The sequence below is a fragment of the Nocardioides mangrovi genome (assembly GCF_020073815.1).
In the GTDB taxonomy this organism is placed as follows: Bacteria; Actinomycetota; Actinomycetes; order Propionibacteriales; family Nocardioidaceae; genus Nocardioides; species Nocardioides mangrovi.
In genome coordinates, this window is the sequence record NZ_JAIQZJ010000005.1 from 20571 (window position 1) to 40846 (window position 20276).

Genomic DNA, 20276 nt, shown 5'->3' on the forward strand with positions numbered 1-20276 from the left:
TCGCCCTGGGTGACCTGAGGCCGTCCGTTCGTGCCCAGAGTGCGTCGGCGTGGCCGGTGGGATCGTCCTCCGATCTGCTGGGTCGACCTCGCAAGAGTTAACCTCTCCGTGACCCATTCGTCCTCGGCCGATTCGTGCTGGCAACTAGGGTTTCCATTCGGCCGCGAGAGGGCGGGTTGCCCGCGGCCGTTCCCATGCGGCTTGGCCGCAACAATCGATGGCGGGGGTTACGGAACGTGATGGAGGTCTCGGTGTGTGGGCGCGACACCGCGCGCGAGGCCATCGGTCGAAGGAATCGCCGCGCGCTCCGAGAGCCGGCCTGCGCCGAGCGTTCCACGAGCAGGCGTTCGGCGCCGTCGCCAGCAGGGACAGCGGCGTGGCGCTCGCTCGAGTGGTCGCCATGCGAAGGTCGGGCATGACGCTCACGTCCGTCCGCGATCGGCGAGCGGCCCGTCCATGACCAGCGTCGTCCACCTCGCTGAGCCGAGCAACGGGGGCGTTCCGGCCGTGATGGCCGCGATCGCCATTGCCCAGCATCAGGCGGGCATGCAGGTCACGGTTGTCGGTCATCCGAGCTCGGACCAGCGGGCCCGCGTCATCGAGTCCGGGGTCGACTACGTCGACCTGCCCTTCACCGACCTGCGACTCGCTGGCAAACACGCTCGGCTGATACGCGACCGTTCGCGGAACGCCGACCTGATGCACTTCCACAGCTCACGCGCGGGCCTATTTCGCGCGGCTCTTTTCCTCGGCCGGAGGAAAGCCGTCGTGGAGTTCTCCCCGCATGGCTGGGGGTGGCTGGCGGCGCCTCGCCTGGTGCGGTGGCCGTACAAGCGCGTGGAGCGCCTGCTGAAGAGGGTCACCGATCACTTCCACCTGCTCGGGCACAACGAGGTGGAGGAAGCCCGTCGCAACATCGGCCTCAAAGCAACCGAATACACCGTGATCGGGAACGGAGTTGACACCGACGCATTCTCACCGGGCGAAGGGAAGCGTGCAGGAGGGGACGACGGCTTGGAGATCCTGTGCGTCGGCCGTCTTTGTCGGCAGAAGGGCCAAGATCTCCTGATTCGAGCCATCGCCGAACTCGGGCCGGTCCTGCAGCACCGGATTCGGTTGACCCTGATCGGCGCGGGCCCGGACGAGCAGGAGCTGCGTGCCCTGGCCAGCGAGTTCGACATCAACGTGGGCTTCCTCGGGCACCGGACCAACCTGGTGGAGGACTACCGCCGAGCCGACATCATCGTGCTGCCCAGTCGATGGGAGGGCGTCCCTCTCGTCGCGATGGAGGCGATCTCCTGCGGAGCTGCCGTGCTGCTGACCGAGCCCGCCTCAGATCCAGGCTTGCGTCCTTTCGTGCGGACCTGCCAGCCGACGGCCTCGGACATCAGTACGGTGTTGGGCGAACTGATCCGTGATCCGATCGCGCGCAAGGAGCTCCGGGGGCGTGCACTCTCGGCGCGAGCTGAGATGGACCAACGAGCTGCACTTCAGGGCCACGTTCGGCTCACCAACGTCCTTGTCTGGGGTGCTGCCTCATGACGCTGGTCGCAGTGGAGCCTCCTCAGACTCGCACCCGGCCCGGCCAGACCTGGTTCTTCCTCGCCACGGCCCTGGTTGCGGTCCAGCCCTCGTCGCCGACCGGCAAGGGCGCGGTCCTGGCGCTGTCGGACGTGTTCCTCGCGGTCGCGATCCTCGCCAACGTCCGCGGTCTGCCACGCTGCCCGAGGGCCATGCGGGTGCCGATGGCCTTGATGGCTGGGGCTCTCATCGTGGGCTGGTTTCACACCGCAGCCTTCGGCGAATTCTCGACACTCACGTGGGCGACGACGCGACTCGGCGGATTCTTCATCCTGGCCGCATATCTGTTCTTCGCCTACTTCTACGGTAACGATCGCGAATTCGTCAGAACTTCGCTCCGCGCCTTCGTATACACGACGACTGTCGTCAACGTGTTGCTTCTCGAGAGCCTGCCGACCCATGCGCTGATGGCATCTTTTCTGCCGGTGAAGTTTCAGTCGCGACTCTCCGGTGGGCTCTACGACCCGAACGCCAACGGGGCGGCACTGGCATGCTGCTTCCTGCTGGTCGTCTTCGGCGGATCGCTGGTCTCCCGACGCGTTCTCGTCCGCGGAGTCCTGTCCATCGTGCTCGCGTATTGCCTGCTCGAGACCTTTTCCCGCGGCGCTCTGGTGGACGTCGGTGCGGCGGTCCTCTTCATCGCGTTGATCTCCCTCAGGCGCCGTCCGAGCATCATCCTGGGTGCTGCATTCCTGGGTGTTGCGGTCTTCGCGCTCTTCGATGCTGCCGGTGTCATCGCCACTGTCAGCCAGAACCTGTCGGAGCGACCGTCCAGCTCGCTCGACAACAGGTTCTTCTACGTCGAGGACGCGCTCCGTGCCTTCTATCACGACCCGTTCTTCGGAACCGGTCTGGGATCAGCCACTCACCGCAATGGCGCCGTGGTGCATTTCTCGTTCTTCTGGCTTCTGGGCGACGTCGGCATTGTCGGGGCCTTAGGGTTCGCGGGTTTCGCGGTGGTCAACATCATGACCGCGATGAGGCTGACGATCAGTCGTCTGCAACTGGGCATCGCAGGGGCGCTCATCGCCGAACTGGTTGCCTCGTTCAGCTGCGAGTCGATGTATCAGCGTCATTGGTGGATCCTGTTGGGCTTCGGCCTAGCCGTGTTGGACCAGTCGAAACGAGGGCGAGAATGAGCCAGATCTTCGTCGGCGGGGCCGCCAGATCTGGGACGACCGTCTTCGCCACCCGACTAGGCGGGTACCTCGCGAGCTCGGTGCTTCCAGAGGCATACTTCCTCGGCCCCACCCTGCTCTCGGTCGCCACGGGCGCTCCCTTCGCAGGATTCGACCCGGCGTGGAGGCTCCGCACATGGGAGCTGAGCGACGCCGACTTCAACTCGGTCCAAGCGGCGCCCGATGTCGTGGAGGCCTGGTCGAGGGCGCTCCGCGCCAAGGGCGTCGACCCCCTTGGCTCATGGATCGAGCACAGCCCCCACAACATGCGGTATTGCGCCACCCTCCTTCGGGCATTCCCGGATGCGCACTTCGTCCACCTGGTTCGAGATGGACGTGCCGTCGGAGCATCGCTGCGGCGCACCGACTTCGGCCCGCACGTCTCGACGGCGGTTGCCCGTTGGTGGATCGAGTCGGTCGCCATGGGTCTTGCGGCCGAGCGACTTTTCCCGGATCGCGTCCGCCTCGTGCGGTTTGAGGACTTTCTGGCCGATTCCGAGGGCGTCGTTGGCGGCCTTGCGGACGCGTTCGGGCTGGACACTTCTTCGCACACGGTGGCTAACCCGGTCTCGCCAGTCGGTTCGTACACGAGGCGCCACCACAGTCTCGTCGACGGCGAGATTCGCCCGGAGCGGGGCTCCGGTTGGCAGTCGGAGGTCTCGGACGCCTGGGTCAGGCGATTCGAGCGGGTCGCCGGGCCGATGCTCGATGCTTTCGGGTACGAGCTGGTGCACCCACCCCAAGAGTCGCCGGGCCAGGTGTCCCGGGTCGTCGATCCGATGATCGACGGTGTCGTCCAGTTGGGGGTCAAGGCGCCTCGGCGGCGTCTTCGACGGTGGCGACATGCCCGTTGAGAGGGTGCCTGGCGTCAGGAACAGGTGGAACACGCCTCTACTGCTGCTGGATCAGGGAATCTCCAGCGGGTCCAACTTCGCGGCGAGCGTTCTCGCCGTCCGCGCAGCAGACGGTGCTGAGTTCGCGAATGCGGGAATCGCACTTATCCTCGTCCGCCTGACGATCGGCGTCTCTCGCAGCTGGTCATGCGAGGCCTCCGTGACCTACTCGGTCGACCTCTCGAACGTTCCCGCTGAGGTGGGCCGCTCCGCCCGAACCGCCGCCGTCGGCTCCCTGGTCCTGGCTCTCGCCTCGCTTGCGGTCCTCGCTGCGTCCGGAGCACTCTCCTGGGGGACTGGCCTGTTCGTCGTGATCGGCGGTATCGCGATGAGCGTGGGAGAAGCGGCGCGCGCGACTTCGATCCTCTGCCGACGCATGGTTCCGGCACTTTGGTACGACGTCATCTGGACCGTTGCGATGGTGGGCTTGATGATCGGCCTCCGTCCGCACTCGCCTGAGGGTGTGCTCCTCATCTGGGCGGGAAGCTCGATCGTCGCGCTGCTGGTCTTCAGTCGTGCGCTCGGTCATCGCCCGCCGCCGTCCGGACCCTCCGTCCGGCAGCGCCTGGGGCTCGCCATGGAGGCGATGGCCGACCGCGGGGGAAGCCAGGTTGCGACGCTGATCCTGGCGACGGGGCTGCCGGCAACCATGTCGGCCGGCTTCACCGCTGCCCGCAATCTACTGGCGCCGCTGAACCCCATCGCCATCGCGGTCTTCAACTTGGCGTTTCCGGCGAGCCGGGACGCAGAGGCCGCTGCTCGAGGACGTCTGATCGTGCAAAACGTCGTGGTCATCTCTGGCGGGGTGGCGCTGGTCTGCCTGGGGATCCAGCTGGCTCCGCGGGATGTCATGGTCGCGGTGGCCGGCCCGACCTGGGACTCCGCAAAGGAGTTCGTGCTCCCCGTGAGTCTGTCCTACGCCGCCATGTTGTACGTCCAGGCTGCCTCCAGTGTTGCGCGGGGTGCCGGGCTCGCACGCGAGGTCCGCGTAAGTCGCCTCATTGCCGCAGGTTTGGGATTCTTCCCGAGCTTGGCGGTATTTTTCCTGGCCAGCCCGGGGGTCGCTCTCGTGGTGGTCGTTTCGGCTATCGCTTTTCTCGGTTCACTGCAGTTCGTCGTATTCACCTGGAATATGGTCACTTCGAAGGGTTTGATGAGAGTATGAAGATTGGCATTGCCAGTGGGTACTGGAGCCAGAACATTGGGAACGCATTCTTTCAACTGGGTGGTGCGCACATGCTGCGTAGGGCGCTCGGGGACGTCGAGATCATCACGGTGCCCGACGCGCTGGGCAACTGGACCCTGAGGAACAAGGCGACCGGAAACCCGAAGATGTCGTTCGACGTGACCGGTCGCGTTGCAGGCTTGGACTACCTGGTCATCCAGGGCCCGTCCCTCAGTTGGCATGTCGACGAGTTCTGGCGCGAGACCCTTCGGTCCCTCCGCAAGCGTGGCACTCGCGTTCTCCTGACGGGCGTCGCCTTCTACCGCTTCGACGACGACGAGGTGGCCGCAGCGAGGCGGTTCCTCTCGGATGCCGATCCCGTGTGCATCTCGACCCGTGACTCGCGGTCCTATGAGTTGCTCTGCTCGATGGGGTTGGACAACAGCATCATCTTCGATGGCATCGACTCTGGGTTCTGGACGCCGTTCGAGACGGTCCCAGACATCGACGCCGAGCCGTATCTGTGCGTGACCTTCGATCGCTACGTCGAACCTCGATGGCGCATCGCCGATCCAACGCGGGACGCTTTCGTGACGCTGCCGAATGGTGAGCACATCACGTGGAACGTCAACGATCGGCTGAATTCGATCGCGTCGCGCGGAAAGGCGGTCGCCTATGTGTCGGCGGCAATCGATCGTTTCCACAAGGGCGAGCCGCAACTGGCTGGCTATTCAGTTGTCCGGCCGGAGCATCGGAGCAATCCGCCGATGCACTGGAAGGTCTTCAACAGCCCGAACGGCTACATGTCCGATGAGCCGTGGAGCTACCTCGCGCTCTATCGTTCCGCGGCGGCGACCCTCTCCGACCGGGTCCATGCCTGCGTCGCTGCTCTCGCGTTCGGCAGGCCCGCGATGCTCTTCAACTCTTCTCCTCGAGGGAGTCTCCTGGAGCGGGTGGCGGGCCCAGAGATTCGGTCGGACCTGGTCCAGCTGCCGCCCGGCAAGCTCGATGGGCTGCGAAGCCAGCAGGAGGAGTTCCTGCGAGGCGTGATCGTCGGCAGCGAGACGCCCAAGGTTTGAGCCGAGCGCTGGCTCGAGCGCTGGGGATGTCGAGGGGGTCCTGGTCCGACGCGGGCCAGGACCCCGACCAGTGCGTCGACTGAGGTGGCATAGCCTCTTCCGACGCACGTGGCCTGACCCTGCGGGGAGTTCGCGGGATGGTGTGAGGCCGCCGATCGAGCGCGGGTGCCTCAGAAAGCAGAACGCGTCGCCTCCGACCGATCCGGGCGGAGGCGACGCGTACTCAGGCGAGTGAAGCGGCTACAGGATCATGCCCGCGCCGACCGTGACGCCACTCGCCTCGTCGATCAGGATGAAGGAACCGGTGGTCCGGTTCTTCGAGTAGGAGTCGCACAGCAGCGGCACCGTGGTGCGCAGCTGGACGCGCCCGATCTCGTTGAGGCCGAGCTCCTTCGTGTCCTGGTCGCGGTGCAAGGTGTTGACGTCCAGGCGGTACTGGATGTCCTTGACGAGGGCGCGCGCGCTGCGGGTGGTGTGCTTGATGGCGAGCTTCTGGCGCGGGCGCAGCGGCTCATTGGTCATCCAGCAGATCATCGCGTCGATGTCCTGGGACGGCTTCGGCGCGTTGTTGATCCGCGCGATCATGTCGCCGCGGGAGACATCGACGTCGTCCTCGAGACGGACCGTCACCGACATCGGCGGGTAGGCCTCGCTCACCTCGCGGTCGAAGAGGTCGATACCCGCGATCTTCGACGTCATGCCCGAGGGCAGCACGATGACCTCGTCGCCGGGCTTGAGGACGCCGCCGGCCACCATGCCGCCGTAGCCGCGGTAGTCGTGGTGCTCGTCGGACTTGGGGCGGACGACGTACTGCACCGGGAAGCGGACGTCCATCAGGTCGCGGTCGGAGGCCACGTGGACGTGCTCGAGGTGGTGCATGAGCGTGGGACCGGAGTACCACGGCATGTTCTCCGAGCGGTTGACCACGTTGTCGCCGGCCAGGGCAGAGATCGGGATGACCTCGAGGTCGGGGATGTTCAGCTTGGTCGCGAACTGCGTGAACTCCGCGTGGATCTTCTCGTAGACCTCCTGGGAGAAGTCGACGAGGTCCATCTTGTTGACCGCGAGCACGAGGTGCGGGACGCGGAGCAGCGAGAGCAGCACCGCGTGGCGGCGGGACTGCTCGGTGAGGCCCTGGCGGGCGTCGACGAGCACCAGGCCGAGGTCGGCGGTCGAGGCGCCGGTGACCATGTTGCGGGTGTACTGCACGTGGCCCGGGGTGTCCGCGATGATGAACTTGCGGTTGGGTGTCGCGAAATAGCGGTAGGCCACGTCGATGGTGATGCCCTGCTCGCGCTCGGAGCGGAGACCGTCGGTCAGCAGCGCGAGGTCGGTGTAGTCGTAGCCCTTGGACTGCGACGTCGCCTCGACGGCCTCGAGCTGGTCCTCGAAGATCGACTTCGAGTCGAGCAGCAGACGCCCGATCAGCGTCGACTTGCCGTCGTCCACGGAGCCTGCGGTCGCGAAGCGCAGCAGGTCCATGTCGCGGGTCTGCTCGGCCACCTCGGCCTTGGTGAGGTCCTCGCTCATCAGAAGTAGCCTTCCTTCTTCCGGTCCTCCATGGCAGCCTCGGAGAAGCGGTCGTCGCCACGGGTCGCGCCGCGCTCGGTCACGCGGGCGATGGCGATCTCGTCGATGATCTTGTCGATGGTGTCGGCCTCGGACTCGACACAGCCCGTGAGGGTGAGGTCGCCGACGGTGCGGAATCGGACGGTCCGCTCCTCGACGGTCTCACCCGAGCGGACCGGGTTGTGCTCGGACTCCGACAGCAGCATGCCGTCGCGCTCGAAGACGCGGCGCTGGTGGGAGAAGTAGATGGAGGGGATCTCGATGCCCTCGCGACCGATGTAGTGCCAGATGTCCAGCTCGGTCCAGTTGGAGATAGGGAAGATCCGCATGTGCTCGCCCTCGTGGAGGCGGCCGTTGTAGAGGCTCCACAGCTCGGGACGCTGGTTCTTCGGGTCCCACTGGCCGAACTCGTCGCGGTGGGAGTAGACGCGCTCCTTGGCGCGGGCCTTCTCCTCGTCGCGGCGGCCACCGCCGAAGGCGGCGGTGAACGCGCCTTCCTCGAGGGCGTTGAGCAGGGTGCCGATCTGGAGGCGGTTGCGGCTGGTCTTGCCATCGTCGACGACGATTCCGTCCTTGATCGCCTCCTCGACGCTCGCGACGATCAGCCGGGCACCGAGACGGTTGACCCAGTTGTCACGGCAGGCGAGGACCTCGGGGAAGTCGTAGCCGGTGTCGACCTGGAGCACCGGGAACGGGATCTTCGCGGGGTAGAACGCCTTCTCGGCGAGGCGCATCATCACGATCGAGTCCTTGCCGCCCGAGAACATCAGGACGGGCTTCTCGAACTCGGCAGCGACCTCGCGGAAGATGTGGATCGACTCCGCCTCCAGCTGGTCGAGCTGACTCAGCCGGTAGTCGGCGTGGGTTTCGGTCATGACTGACAGGGGGCCTCTCGTCGGGACAGCAGCCGTCATCGTAGCCGTCGGGAGTCCGAACGGGCGAAGCGTGCCAGAACTGCAGTGATCGGGTTCACTTTAGTGCGCGCAGATGACGGCTGCGTGAAACACGCGTGACGAGCACTGCTCAGTACCGGCTCGAGCTCTAGGCTCCAGTCGTGAAGATCGCAGTCGCCGGCATCGGTTACGTCGGACTGTCCAACGCCGTCATCCTCGCGCAGCATCACGAGGTCCGAGCCATCGACCTGGATCCATCTCGAGTCGCCGCCGTCAACGAGCGTCGATGCCCCATCGAGGACGCCGAGCTCGAGGACTACCTCGCGACGCGCGAGCTGAGCCTCACCGCGACGCTCGACAAGGCGGACGCGTACGCCGGGGTCGATCTGGTGGTAATCGCTACCCCGACCGACTACGACCCGCAGACCAACAACTTCGACACGTCCTCGGTGGAAGCGGTCATCCGCGACGTGCTGGCCGCGTCGCCGGCCGCGACGATGGTCATCAAGTCGACCGTGCCGGTCGGGTTCACTGCTCGTATGCGTGCAGCCCACCCGGATGCCGTCATCTTCTTCAGCCCTGAGTTCCTCCGCGAGGGCCGCGCGCTCTACGACAACCTCCACCCGTCGCGGATCGTGGTCGGCGACCGGAGCGCCGTGGGCAAGATGTTCGCCGACCTGCTGGTCGAGGGCGCGGAGGCGAAGGACGTGCCGGTCCTCCTCACCGACTCGACGGAGGCGGAGGCGATCAAGCTCTTCGCCAACACCTACCTCGCGCTGCGGGTGGCCTACTTCAACGAGCTCGACACCTACGCCGCGACGTACGGCCTCGACCCGGCGCAGATCATCGAGGGCGTCGGCCTGGACCCGCGGATCGGCACGCACTACAACAACCCGAGCTTCGGGTACGGCGGCTACTGCCTGCCGAAGGACACCAAGCAGCTGCAGGCGAACTACCGCTACGTCCCGCAGAACCTGATCAGCGCGATCGTCGAGGCCAACACCACGCGCAAGGACTTCATCGCCAACGACATCCTGCGTCGCCGGCCGAAGACCGTCGGTATCTACCGACTGATCATGAAGCACGGCTCCGACAACTTCCGGATGTCGTCGGTGCAGGGCGTGATGAAGCGGATCAAGGCCCGTGGCGTCGATGTCGTGGTCTACGAGCCGTCGCTCGAGGGCGACACGTTCTTCCACTCACGGGTGGTCAAGGACCTCGAGGAGTTCAAGCAGGTCGCCGACGTGATCGTCGCCAACCGGCGCACCGACGTGCTGGCCGACGTCGACCACAAGATCTACACGCGCGACCTCTACGGCCGCGACTGACCGGCCGTCACAGGGAGGTCATGACACCCACGGTCTCCGGGGAGAAGCCCGGGAAGACAGTCGCGGTGCTGGCGGTGGTGCGGGCGGCCACGACCTCGGCCAGGACGCTGCGGTAGTCGGTGGTGACCTGGACGTCCGCGTCGAGGGTGTTCTGCAGGCCGGGCCAGGTGCCGTAGTACTTCCCGCCCTTCACACCGGCGCCGGCCAGGAACATGACGTTGCCCCAGCCGTGGTCGAGCCCGCTGGTGCCGTTCTGCTGCACGCGGCGACCGAACTCGCTGAGCGTCACCAGCGTGACCTTGTCGGCGACCGGGCCGAGGTCGTCGAAGAAGGCGGCGATCGAGGAGGCCAAGTCGGTCGCGTTGCGCAGCATCCAGCCGGCGTCAGGCTTGCCGAGCCCGACGTGCATGTCCCAGTTGCCGCTGTCGACGGTCACCGCCGAGACCCCGAGGTCTGCGCGGAGGGTGCGTGCCACGGCGGAGAGCGCCTTGCCCAGGTCGCTGGTCGGGTACGCCGCGGCGTGGTTGGGCTGCTCCGTCGCCGGTGTGAGGTCGACGACTGAGTCCAGCGCGGTCCTGAACGCGTCGGCGACGGGGGACTTCGAGCCCGTCCACACCGCGCGGAGCGCCCGTATCCGCTCGTGGCTCGCGTCGTCGCCCGCGACGTTGGCAGTCTCGAGCGTCCGGAAGCTCATCACCGGCTCGGGGCCCAGAAACGAGGACGGCATGCCGCTGCCCACCGCGAGTCCCTTGAGGTTGGAGCTGGACCCGACGGCGCCGATCATCCGGTTCAGCCACCCGACCCTGGCGCTCGAGCCCGGATCGGCATCCTCGATCTCCTCCATCGCCGAGAAGTGGGAACGGTTAGCCACAGGCAGTCCCGTCGCGTGGACCGCGGCCAGCTTGCCGGCGGTCCAGAGTGGCAGGAGCGGCGCCAGGCCCGGGTGCAGGCCGAAGGTCGCATCGGCGGCGAGCAGCGAGGTCGCGGGTACCGCGATCCCGGGCCGCCCGGCGTAGTAGGCGGCCTCTGCATGCGGCACGACGAGGGAGAGACCGTCGGCCGCACCGCGCAACGAGATCAGCACGATGACCGAGGTGGCGGGCTTCGTGCGCGAGGTCGTCGCAGCGAGGGCCGGGTTGGTGAGTCCATCCATGGTCACCACGGCGGACCCGAACATCGTGGTCGCACCCACGAGCGCGGCACCCCGAAGGAGTCCACGTCGAGTCGGTGCGCCCGGGGCTGATCTAGCCTCAGCGCACCCGCACGCGGGTGTCTGGGGACGAGGAACGATTTTCATGGTCTTCTCCAGATCCGCAGGTTCAACGCACGTAGAAGTCGGGACTGTCGACGATGGCGGCGGCAAGGCGCGGCCATCTCCACCTGAACAGGTCGCTCGAAGGGCTCACCAGCGTCGTGGGCTCGAGCTCGACCGCCAGGCAGCAGGCGCGCAGAAGGTCCTCCGTCGACTCTCGGTGCAGGAGCAGGCGGGACAAGTGGTCGACAAGGTCTCGAAAGAGCAAGTTTCCGCGCCGTGGCATCCACGACGACGGAGTCGGGTAGGACACCGCCTCCTTGGGCCACCAGCCCCCGACGAGTCCCCAATGCTGTGCCATCGAGGCCAAGGCGCGACTCGGTGTTGCCCAGGACGCGTTGTCGACCGGCTGACCGTCCGGCCGCGGCCAGCTGAACGGCGCCAGGCCCAGCGCAGATACCTGCCAGTTGATCAGGTTGGCGGCTGAGCTCGCAGAGATCGGTTCCGCGATCTCGACGCCGAGCAGCCGGTACGCCGCGATGATGTCCTCGTCGGCATCTCGGACTTTGAGGTCGACAGCGGCGCCGAACTCCGCGGACCGGACCAGCGCCTGCAGCACGGGGACGATGGCGGTGTCGTGGTCGAGATAGATCGCTGCCAAACGGGTGATCAGCGACTCGGGCGGGTCGTCGCTCACGAAGTAGCGTCCCAGCTTGGTCGCGATCCGGCGAGCCATCGCGGGGTGGTGCGCGAGGTATGAGAGGTAACGACCCGTCACTGCCTGGCCGTCGGCGTCGGTGTTCGGGTCGCTGAATCCCATCACCTGCACGGGCCCGGTCCAGTGCACGCTCGGCTGGTAGGAGACGGCCCAGGTCTTGTAGGCGTCGATCCGGTATCCGGTCAGGATCCGCGCCGAGTTCTTGACGTCGTCCTCGGTGTAGTTGCCGAGGCCGACAGTGTGCAGCTCGAGGAGCTCGCGACCGAGGTTCTCATTGGGGTGGAGCTTCGTCGAGGCGTAGGCGCCCAGGTAGAAGGTCATGGCCGGGTGCAGGACCGCCGCTCGCAGGAGGTCTTCGACCCGTCCGAGTGCGTGCTGCCGGATGAGCTCGCCGTACTCCGCGCGAAAGGTGTACACATTGTCGGCGTTGGCCGGAACGTGAAAGTGGTTCTCCCAGAACTCGGTCATCACCTCGAGGACCTGTCGAGGTGAGGTGACTCGACGAATCAGCGATCGTCGGCCGTAGTCGGCCATGACCTCCCATCCGGCTCGCGTCCTGGACGCGTTGCGCTGGTAGAGGTCGAGAGCGTCCCGATGGAGGTCGGGCCACCAGTCGCACAGGTTGTCCGCGCTGCCGTCGTACGCGGTCGCGAGCTGCTGCTCGAACCACGCGAGATGGCCACCGGCGGAGCGGATCTCGTCCGCGAGCTCGGCCGTGATCCCGTAGCTGAAGCGGTTGGCCAGGTGTCGTTCCTGGACCGAAAGCAGGGGCGTGGCCGCAAAGCGTCCCGGCCGGTAGTACTTCTTTTTCTTCCTCCGCTTCTCGGACGCGTCGGCGGGATCAGCGAGGACGGCACCGGAGGCTGCGGCGATCGACGCGCCGCCCGCACCGCGCAGCAGGGTGCGACGAGAAGGCAAGGGAGCAGTGGTGGACATCCGTGTCCTCGGGATCGATCGATGGTCGACTGAGCTCGAGATCCATCTCGAGCACCTGTCCCATCGACCGCGTCACTGCCCCCTTGAGGCATTCAGTGACGGGCGCTGCCTGTGCCGACTATGGCGAACGAGGGGTGCGTTCGCGTGCGTCGTCGATCTTCTCGAGCTCGGCGACGGTCGGTGCGCCGAACATCGGCAGGCCGTGGGCCTTGCGGATCAGACCCCACACCAGCGGGACGAGCACGACCATCGCGATGCCGATCCCGGCGATGAGTCCCGGGTGGGTCTCCTCCTTACCGAGCGGCGCCCAGCCGGCCTTGTCGAGCAGGGCGACGCCCGACATGGTCAGCACGATCACGATCCCGCGTCGGATCACCGACTGCGGGACCCGCGGTGCGATCCGGCTGCCGAGGATCGTGCCCGGCGTCGAGCCGATGACGAGCGGGATCAGGATCGTCCAGTCGAGGCCGTTGATGGCGATGTTGGAGATCGCCGCGGCGAGCACGAGCGGGACCGCCTGGACCAGGTCGGTGCCGACCAGCTTCACGGCCGAGAGCCCGGGGTAGAGCATCAGCAGCGCGATCATGATGACCGAGCCGGAGCCGACACTGGTGACACCCACGAGCAGTCCACCGAGAGCGCCGACGAGCAGCGTGGCGATCGGCCGGATGTGCGGGTTGGGGTCGGCGTCGGGTGCGCCGCCGCGCACGCGGTGCAGGTTGATGTAGAGGCGCAGCGCGTACGTCGCGGCCGCGAACAGCAGCGCGAAGCCGATGCACTCCTTGAGCAGTGTGTCGAGGGAGTCGGGCTCCTGCCCGGCGATCCGGTGGATGATCCACGGGCCGAGGAGCGCCATCGGCACCGAGCCGATGATCAGCCACTTCGCGAGGGTGAAGTTGGGCGAGCCCTCCCGCGCGTGGACCACGGCACCGCCGGACTTGTAGATCGCCGCGGCGGTCAGGTCGGCAGTGACCACGGTGGCCGCGTCGCCGACGCCGAGGAAGATCAGGGCCGGCGTCATCAGCGCCCCGCCGCCCATGCCGGTGAGACCGACGATCACACCGACGAAGAAGCCCGCCGCCAGGATCGAGAAGAACGTCGTGGTGATCAGGTCGTTCATGCGCGCGCAGTCCTCTGTCCGGTGAGTGCGGGGAGTACGACGTGGAGCAGCTGCTCGACGGTGGCGGCACACGCTTCGGCCGCATCTGGGCCCTGACCGTAGGGGTCGGGGACCTCCAGCGCGGTCTCCGTGGCAGCGCGCTGCTGGGCGACCGCCGCGACGAGCTCGCGACCGGCCAGCGCCTCGTCGACATGGCCGACCGACTCGGCGAACTGCCCGAGCGTGAAGATCTTCCGGAACGCGCCCGCGTGGTCGTCGAGGATGAACTGGCGGTGGCTCGACTCGGCGGTCAGCACGAGGTCGGCATAGGTCAGGTGCTCGGTCTGGAACGGGCGGCTGCGGAAGGCCCCCGCGCCGGTGACGCCGCGTGCGGCCAGTGTTGCCGACATGACGAGGTCCATGGGCTTGCCGTCGAAGCCACGGGTGCCTGCTGACGCGAAGGTCACCGAGGTGTCCGACCCGACGAGGTGGCGGGAGAGGAGCTCCATGAAGGGCGAGCGGCAGATGTTGGCCGTGCAGACGTAGAGCACCCGCAGGGGCTGCTCGTGGTGGCGGGGCTGGGTGGTCGCGGGCGGCTGGTCGGGTGCCGGGGTTTCGAGGCTCGTCGCTGGCGCTCCTCGCACCTCAACCACCGGCGGGGGCTCTGACGCTCCTCGCACCTCAACCACCGGCGGGGGTTCTGGCGCTCCTCGAACCTCGACCGCCGGGGCCGGCGGGAGGGCCTCGACGAGCGAGACGGTGCTCGGGGCCGGGAGGTGGAACGGGTCGACGGTCGGCGGTGCGGCGAGGTCGAGGTAGCCGGACTCGCGCAGGGCGTTGATGACGTCGTCGAGGGCGTCCTCGATCGAGCGTCCGGTCGTGTCGACCCGGACGTCGGCATCCTGCGGCTCCTCGTACGGCGAGGAGATGCCGGTGAACTCGGGGATCTCCCCGCGCCGGGCCTTGGCGTACATCCCCTTGCGGTCGCGCCGCTCGCACTCCTCGAGCGGGGTCGCGACGTGCACGAGGAAGAAGGCGCCGCCCGCGTCGCGGACCATCTGCCGCACCTGCTGGCGGGTCGCGTCGAACGGCGCGATCGGGCTGCACACCGCGACGCCGCCGTGCCGGGAGATCTCGGCCGCCACCCAGCCGATCCGGCGGATGTTGGTCTCGCGGTCCTCCTTGGAGAACGTGAGCCCGGCCGAGAGGTTGCGACGGACGACGTCGCCGTCGAGGCTCGTCAGCGACCGCGTCCCGACCTCGTGCATCCGGTCCATGAGGGCGCGCGCCAGCGTGGACTTCCCGCTCCCGGACAGGCCGGTGAAGAAGAGGACGAGGCCCTGCTGGGAGCGGGCGGGCCGGTCCTGCCTGACGATCGCGTCGATCTCCGGCGGGTAGGTGCCACGGGGATCCTCGGTGACGCCGACCATCGGGTCGTCGTGCGCGTAGTTGCCGACCACCTGGATCCCGAGCTCGTGATCGACGTCGGCGTCGCCGTGACTGGCGAGGGGGACGGCGACCACGTCGGCGTTCCGCAGGTGGGCGGCTGCGGAGAGCGTGGCCCGGATCAGCGCGACGGCGGACAGATCGGGCGTGCCGTGGCCGACGAGGGGCATGAGGACGACCGGACCGACCGTCGCGAGCGCGGCCAGCTGCGGCCCGGTCAGCGCGTCGGTCAGGGGGACGAAGGTGCGCCCGGCGTACCGCCGACGGGTCTCCGCCGGGGTGAGGTAGAGCCGTCGGAACGGGCCGTACTGGGCGTGCGTCAGCGGCTCGATCGTGCCGTCCGGGAGCGAGACCTGGGCGAGCGGCAGCCCCTCGGGGTCGACCAGCTCCACGGCCCCGGCGCCGGCCGCACGGGCGGCGACGTCGTCGGGGAGGTGCAGCGTGATCGGGCCGTCCGGCTCGTTGAAGGCGACGGTGGGGGCGAGGGCGCCGCTGACCAGGAGCTCGAGGTCGTCGAGCTCGCGGGGAGTGGGGCAGTACTGCGGGAGCGCGGGCAGGGGCACGGCGTAATCGTGCCATGTCGCTGTAGTTACTCTGCCGCTATGCCGAAGCCCGTTGTCGTCGCCGAGGTGGTCCGGTCCGGTTTCGTGGAGGGCCACCACCACGGCTCCGTGGTCGCCCTGGACGTCCACGGCGCGGTCGACTGGTCCCTCGGCGACGTCACCGGCCCCGTACTGCCTCGCTCGTGCAACAAGCCCTTGCAGGCGGTGGCGATGGTCGAGGCCGGGCTCGACCTGCCGCCCGAGCTGCTCGCGCTCGCGTGTGCGTCTCACTCGGGGGAGGCCTTCCACGTCGAGGGGGTACGCCGGATCCTGGCGTCGGTCGGGCTGGCCGAGGACGCCCTGCAGACCCCGGAGGACTTCCCGCTCGAGGATGCCGAGCGGGACGCCGTGCTGAGGGCGGGCGGGGAGAAGTCCCGCATCTTGATGAACTGCTCGGGCAAGCACGCAGCGATGCTCGCCACCTGCGTGGTGAACGGGTGGGACACCGCCGACTACCTGGCACCGGGTCATCCGCTCCAGGTCGCGATCGCCGCCACGTTCGCGCGCCTGACCGGGGACCCGGTGGCGGTCACAGCGGTCGACGGCTGCGGGGCGCCGCTCCTGTCGGCCTCCCTCGTCGGGTTGGCCACCGGCTTCCGCTCCCTGGCGCGGGCGTCCGCGGGCGCGGAGCGTCGGGTCGCCGACGCGATCCGGAGGCATCCGGAGTGGGTGTCCGGCACCCGGCGCGACGAGCGCACGCTGCTGACCGCGCTCCCAGGCTCCGTCGGCAAGATGGGCGCGGAGTCCTGCTTCGCCCTGGCGCTCGCGGACGGGCGGGCCTTCGCCCTCAAGGTCGACGACGGCGCGATGCGGGCCTGGCCCGTCGTGCTCGTCGCTGCGCTGCAGCGGGCGGGGATCTCCGACCCGGCCGTCGCCGGGGTGGGCAGGTCGCCGCTCCTGGGCGGAGCCGTCGAAGTGGGGGAGATCCGCGCCACGCTGTGACAGGATTTCCCCCATGACCAGGCGGGCGCTGATCACCGGGATCACCGGCCAGGACGGCTCCTACCTCGCTGAGCTGCTGCTGGCGAAGGGCTACGAGGTCCACGGGCTGCGGCGTCGGTCGTCGACGTTCAACAGCCTCCGCATCGAGCACCTCTACCAGGACCCGCGCGACCCGGACGCCCGGCTCTTCCTGCACTACGCCGACCTCACCGACGAGTCCCGGCTGATCCGGCTGTTGCGCCGCATCCAGCCCGACGAGGTCTACAACCTCGCCGGCCAGTCCCACGTCGGCGTCAGCTTCGACGAGCCCGAGTACACCGGCGACACCGTCGGCCTCGGCGCGGTCCGCCTCCTCGAGGCGATCCGGACAGCCGACCTCGACTGCCGCTTCTACCAGGCGTCGAGCTCGGCGATGTTCGGCACCGCGCCCGCGCCGCAGCACGAGGGGACGCCCTTCCGGCCGGCCTCGCCGTACGCCGCCGCCAAGCTCTACGCGCACTGGACGACCGCGACGTATCGCGAGGGCTACGGCATGTTCGCGGTCAGCGGGATCCTCTTCAACCACGAGTCGCCGCGCCGGGGCGAGACGTTCGTGACCCGCAAGGTGAGCCGGGCGGTCGCGCGCATCCAGGCGGGGCTGGCCGACTACCTCTACATGGGCAACCTCGACGCGGTGCGCGACTGGGGCTACGCGCCGGAGTACGTCGAGGGCATGTGGCGGATGCTCCAGGCCGACGAGCCGTCCGACTACGTGCTCGCCACCGGCCGGAGCTTCACCGTGCGGGACTTCGTGGTCGCGGCCTTCGAGCATGCTGGCCTCGACTGGGAGAAGCACGTGCGGGTCGACGAGCGCTACCTGCGGCCGACGGAGTCCGGCGCCCTGATCGGCGATGCGAGCCGCGCCGAGCAGGAGCTCGGCTGGCGCCCCACGGTGCACACGGAGGAACTCGTGCGGATCATGGTCGACGCGGACGTCGAGGCGGTCCGCCACGAGGGCGAGCCGTGGGTGGACCTGCCGCGGAGCTGGCCGAGCGCCTGAGCGGCTGCTAGGCGCCGGGCACGCTGGCGATCGCGACCGTTCCGTCGCCCTCGAGGGCGATCGCGCCCTCGGCGTGCGCGACGAAGAGCGACTCGCCGCGGCCCAGGGTCTGGCGCTGGAGCGCGCTCACCACGTCGACCCGTCCGTCGAGGCACAGCAGGGTGCGGGGTCCCTCGGCCGGGAGCTGGTCGCCGGGCTCCCGAGCGATGGTGAGCGCGAACTCCGCCACCGGCGGGCGGTAGGACAGCGTGTTCGGGCTGACCGTGGCGGGCTCCCAGAGCGGCGCCGGGATCGGCGTGAAGTTGGCGATGTTGAGCAGCTCGGGGACGTCGACGTGCTTGGGCGTCAGGCCGGCGCGCACGACGTTGTCGGAGGAGGCCATGATCTCGACCCCGAAGCCGGACGTGTAGGCGTGCACGACGCCGGCGTCGAGGAACATCGCCTCACCGGGAGAGAGCACCACGTGGTTGAGCAGGAGGGTGACGAGCACACCCGGGTCCGTCGGGTACTTCTCTGCCAGCGACGCGGTCTGGGCGAAGAGGCGGGTGCTCTCCCGCTCCACGCTGGCGCGGTCGAGGTAGTGGCGGCCGGCGGTGCGGCTCGAGCGGTGTCCGCGGGCCTCGGCGGCCGTCGCCGCGACCGCGATCTCGCCGATCAGGTCGCGCAACCCGGCACCGGACTCGGCGAGGATCTGGCTCACCACCGAGTGCAGGGCCTGGAACGGCGGTGCGGCCTCGAGCTCCTTGGCGGTGCGATCCGCCCACGGGTGCTCGAGCAGCCGCAGGATCCGCACCGTCTTCTCGACGTCGCGGAAGCCCGCCATGCCCTCGAAGCGCGTGATCGCGACGATCATCTCGGGCTTGTGGAAGTGGTCCTGGTAGCTGCGGTCCGGGGCGCCGACAGGGATGCCGGCCTGGTCCTCCAGCTCGTAGCCGATGCGAGCGCGCTGGCTCGTGGGGTGCACCTGGAGCGACAGGGGCTCCGCGGCGGCGAGTGCCTTCACCAGGTAGGGCAGGCGGGGCCCGAACGTCTCGAGCGCATGGGCGCCGAGGGCTTTGTCCGCGTGCTCGCGGATGTGGTCGTCGAGGCGGGTGCCGTCAGTCAGGACCGCCGGGTCGGCAGGGTGGGCGCCGACCCACAGCTCGGCCTGTGGTCGGCCGTCGCTGGGCGTGCCGAGGAAGCGCGGGATGAGGGTCGTCGACCCCCATGCGTAGTCCCGCGTCACGCACGTCAGCTGCTCCACCGTTCGATGGTAGGTCGGTGCCGCATCGTCCGGGACCGTTGTTGATCTCCTGTTGCCGACCTGTGGAGGCGCGTGTGCTTGCTGTTGATCGCGCGTAACTCCCGGCTGTCGTGGGTCGTGTGGACAGTCTCACAGAGTCCGTGCTTGCAAGTTGCTTGCTCTTGCTAGCACAGTGGGGGCATGGCGAAGGGCAAGGTCGGCAAGACCGTCGAGTCCCTCGGTGACTACCTCAAGGAGCAGCGGGTCGCGGCCCACCTCTCCCTGCGGCAGCTGGCCGAGCAGACCGGCGTCTCCAACCCGTACCTGAGCCAGATCGAGCGCGGCCTGCGACGTCCGTCGGCGCAGGTGCTCCAGCAGATCGCGAAGGCGCTGCGCATCTCGGCCGAGCAGCTCTACGTGCGCGCGGGCATCGTCAGCCCCGACCCGGGCTCAGGTGGGTCGGTCGAGCTGGCGATCCTCGGCGACCCGCAGCTCACCGAGCGGCAGAAGCAGTCCCTGCTGGACGTCTACGCCTCGTTCCTCGCCCTCAACGGGACCACCACACCCAAGGAGTGACCACCACCATGCCCAAGTTCGAGATCCCCACGATCGAGCTCCCGACCGAGGCCACGCGTCCGCTGTACGCCGGTGTCGGCGCCACCGACGTCGTCGTCGGCTACGTGCGCGACGCCGTCGCGGACCTGCAGAAGCGCGTCACCGGTGTCCAGAAGGACGTCCAGACCCGCATCTCCGCCATCGAGCTCGAGCCCAAGGCTCTGCGCGACCAGGCCCTCGTCGTCGTGACCACCCAGATCGACGCCCTCTCCAAGGAGGCCAAGGTCCGCCGCGAGGCCATCGAGAAGCGCGTCGCCGAGCTCCAGTCGGACGCCGCCGGCATCCCCGCCAGCGTGACCGCGGCGTACGCCGACCTGGCCAGCCGCGGCGAGGTCCTCGTGGGCCGGATCCGCAACCAGGAGTCGACCAAGACGACGGCCACGGCCGCGAAGACCACCACGGCCAAGGCGAAGACCACGAAGACCCAGGCCACCAAGGCCACGAAGTCGACCGCGTCGACCGCCAAGAAGACGGCGAAGAAGACCGCCAAGAAGACCACGGCCACCGCCAAGAAGTCGGCCGCCACCCCGGCGAGCAGCGCCAAGGCGACCGCCACCGCGGCCAAGAAGACCGCGGCGAGCGCCACCACCGCGGCCACCGAGGCCGCCGAGAAGGTCGGCGACTGAAGAGCAGACGAGGAGCAGCTCACGCTGTTCTGATCGTCTCCGATCGCTCCACGAGGCCCCGGGAATCTTCCCGGGGCCTCGTGCTCGTCTCGT

Annotated in this window: 17 protein-coding genes; 10 read left to right on the forward strand and 7 right to left on the reverse strand. The window is 68.3% G+C overall.

Annotated elements, in window-relative coordinates; translation table 11 throughout:
- The first annotated feature begins 456 nt into the window (after positions 1–456).
- The 5 genes from K8U61_RS10040 (at position 457) to K8U61_RS10060 (ending at position 5896) form a co-directional block, all read left to right on the forward strand.
- The gene (locus K8U61_RS10040) at positions 457–1542 is read left to right on the forward strand and encodes a glycosyltransferase (protein ID WP_224122873.1); all 1086 of its coding nucleotides are present in this window, start codon (positions 457–459) and stop codon (positions 1540–1542) included.
- Positions 1539–2720 (forward strand): O-antigen ligase family protein, encoded by a 1182-nt coding sequence (locus K8U61_RS10045; RefSeq protein ID WP_224122874.1) that lies wholly within the window; start codon positions 1539–1541, stop codon positions 2718–2720. Before K8U61_RS10040 ends, K8U61_RS10045 begins: the two co-directional genes overlap by 4 nt.
- On the forward strand, positions 2717–3613 hold the full coding sequence (locus tag K8U61_RS10050; protein WP_224122875.1) for a sulfotransferase family protein: 897 nt from the start codon (positions 2717–2719) through the stop codon (positions 3611–3613). The genes K8U61_RS10045 and K8U61_RS10050 overlap by 4 nt, the downstream gene beginning before the upstream one ends.
- Before the next feature lie 199 nt (positions 3614–3812).
- Entirely contained in the window at positions 3813–4817 is a 1005-nt protein-coding gene (locus K8U61_RS10055; RefSeq protein ID WP_224122876.1) for an MATE family efflux transporter, read from the forward strand.
- Positions 4814–5896: a polysaccharide pyruvyl transferase family protein gene (locus K8U61_RS10060; RefSeq protein WP_224122877.1), complete on the forward strand. Its 1083-nt coding sequence runs from the start codon at positions 4814–4816 to the stop codon at positions 5894–5896. Before K8U61_RS10055 ends, K8U61_RS10060 begins: the two co-directional genes overlap by 4 nt.
- Positions 5897–6136: 240 nt before the next feature.
- Here K8U61_RS10060 and cysN read toward each other — a convergent pair whose 3' ends face one another.
- Complete coding sequence (gene cysN, locus K8U61_RS10065) at positions 6137–7426, reverse strand: sulfate adenylyltransferase subunit CysN (protein WP_224122878.1); 1290 nt, start codon at positions 7424–7426, stop codon at positions 6137–6139.
- On the reverse strand, positions 7426–8340 hold the full coding sequence (gene cysD / locus K8U61_RS10070; protein WP_224122879.1) for a sulfate adenylyltransferase subunit CysD: 915 nt from the start codon (positions 8338–8340) through the stop codon (positions 7426–7428). Before cysD ends, cysN begins: the two co-directional genes overlap by 1 nt.
- Before the next feature lie 179 nt (positions 8341–8519).
- On the opposite strand from cysD, the gene K8U61_RS10075 reads away from it, so the two are divergent.
- Positions 8520–9686, forward strand: coding sequence for a nucleotide sugar dehydrogenase (locus tag K8U61_RS10075; protein ID WP_224122880.1), 1167 nt, complete (start codon positions 8520–8522; stop codon positions 9684–9686).
- A 7-nt stretch (positions 9687–9693) separates the two neighbouring features.
- Here the strand turns inward: K8U61_RS10075 and K8U61_RS10080 are convergent, their stop codons facing one another.
- The 4 genes from K8U61_RS10080 to cysC form a co-directional block, all read right to left on the reverse strand.
- Positions 9694–10878 carry a DUF1501 domain-containing protein gene (locus tag K8U61_RS10080; RefSeq protein ID WP_224122881.1) on the reverse strand — a complete coding sequence of 395 codons (1185 nt, stop codon included), beginning with the start codon at positions 10876–10878 and terminating at the stop codon, positions 9694–9696.
- Positions 10879–11005: 127 nt separating this feature from the next.
- Positions 11006–12592 (reverse strand): DUF1800 domain-containing protein, encoded by a 1587-nt coding sequence (locus tag K8U61_RS10085; protein ID WP_224122882.1) that lies wholly within the window; start codon positions 12590–12592, stop codon positions 11006–11008.
- A 118-nt stretch (positions 12593–12710) separates the two neighbouring features.
- Positions 12711–13712, reverse strand: a complete 1002-nt coding sequence (locus K8U61_RS10090; protein WP_224122883.1) for a sulfite exporter TauE/SafE family protein — start codon at positions 13710–13712, stop codon at positions 12711–12713.
- Complete coding sequence (cysC, locus tag K8U61_RS10095) at positions 13709–15700, reverse strand: adenylyl-sulfate kinase (RefSeq protein ID WP_224122884.1); 1992 nt, start codon at positions 15698–15700, stop codon at positions 13709–13711. The genes K8U61_RS10090 and cysC overlap by 4 nt, the downstream gene beginning before the upstream one ends.
- Positions 15701–15739: 39 nt before the next feature.
- Between cysC and K8U61_RS10100 the strand changes: the two genes are divergently transcribed.
- Both K8U61_RS10100 and gmd read left to right on the forward strand, forming a co-directional pair.
- Positions 15740–16681, forward strand: coding sequence for an asparaginase (locus K8U61_RS10100; protein ID WP_224122885.1), 942 nt, complete (start codon positions 15740–15742; stop codon positions 16679–16681).
- A 13-nt stretch (positions 16682–16694) separates the two neighbouring features.
- Entirely contained in the window at positions 16695–17720 is a 1026-nt protein-coding gene (gene gmd, locus K8U61_RS10105; RefSeq protein WP_224122886.1) for a GDP-mannose 4,6-dehydratase, read from the forward strand.
- Between the two features lie 7 nt (positions 17721–17727).
- Here the strand turns inward: gmd and manA are convergent, their stop codons facing one another.
- Positions 17728–18963, reverse strand: coding sequence for a mannose-6-phosphate isomerase, class I (manA, locus tag K8U61_RS10110; protein ID WP_224122887.1), 1236 nt, complete (start codon positions 18961–18963; stop codon positions 17728–17730).
- Positions 18964–19143: 180 nt separating this feature from the next.
- Here manA and K8U61_RS10115 point away from each other — a divergent pair, with 180 nt between their 5' ends.
- Both K8U61_RS10115 and K8U61_RS10120 read left to right on the forward strand, forming a co-directional pair.
- Complete coding sequence (locus tag K8U61_RS10115) at positions 19144–19518, forward strand: helix-turn-helix domain-containing protein (RefSeq protein WP_224122888.1); 375 nt, start codon at positions 19144–19146, stop codon at positions 19516–19518.
- Between the two features lie 8 nt (positions 19519–19526).
- Positions 19527–20183 carry a hypothetical protein gene (locus tag K8U61_RS10120; RefSeq protein ID WP_224122889.1) on the forward strand — a complete coding sequence of 219 codons (657 nt, stop codon included), beginning with the start codon at positions 19527–19529 and terminating at the stop codon, positions 20181–20183.
- The last annotated feature ends 93 nt before the right edge of the window (positions 20184–20276 follow it).

What these genes read in the sequence shown, in the direction of transcription:
- K8U61_RS10040 (WP_224122873.1), top strand. Translation starts at nt 457, where the DNA reads ATGACCAGCGTCGTCCACCTCGCTGAGCCGAGCAACGGGGGCGTTCCG.
- cysD (WP_224122879.1), bottom strand. Translation starts at nt 8,340, where the DNA reads ATGACCGAAACCCACGCCGACTACCGGCTGAGTCAGCTCGACCAGCTG.
- K8U61_RS10045 (WP_224122874.1), top strand. Translation starts at nt 1,539, where the DNA reads ATGACGCTGGTCGCAGTGGAGCCTCCTCAGACTCGCACCCGGCCCGGC.
- K8U61_RS10120 (WP_224122889.1), top strand. Translation starts at nt 19,527, where the DNA reads ATGCCCAAGTTCGAGATCCCCACGATCGAGCTCCCGACCGAGGCCACG.
- K8U61_RS10100 (WP_224122885.1), top strand. Translation starts at nt 15,740, where the DNA reads ATGCCGAAGCCCGTTGTCGTCGCCGAGGTGGTCCGGTCCGGTTTCGTG.
- K8U61_RS10115 (WP_224122888.1), top strand. Translation starts at nt 19,144, where the DNA reads ATGGCGAAGGGCAAGGTCGGCAAGACCGTCGAGTCCCTCGGTGACTAC.
- K8U61_RS10060 (WP_224122877.1), top strand. Translation starts at nt 4,814, where the DNA reads ATGAAGATTGGCATTGCCAGTGGGTACTGGAGCCAGAACATTGGGAAC.
- K8U61_RS10085 (WP_224122882.1), bottom strand. Translation starts at nt 12,592, where the DNA reads ATGTCCACCACTGCTCCCTTGCCTTCTCGTCGCACCCTGCTGCGCGGT.
- cysN (WP_224122878.1), bottom strand. Translation starts at nt 7,426, where the DNA reads ATGAGCGAGGACCTCACCAAGGCCGAGGTGGCCGAGCAGACCCGCGAC.
- K8U61_RS10090 (WP_224122883.1), bottom strand. Translation starts at nt 13,712, where the DNA reads ATGAACGACCTGATCACCACGACGTTCTTCTCGATCCTGGCGGCGGGC.
- gmd (WP_224122886.1), top strand. Translation starts at nt 16,695, where the DNA reads ATGACCAGGCGGGCGCTGATCACCGGGATCACCGGCCAGGACGGCTCC.
- K8U61_RS10050 (WP_224122875.1), top strand. Translation starts at nt 2,717, where the DNA reads ATGAGCCAGATCTTCGTCGGCGGGGCCGCCAGATCTGGGACGACCGTC.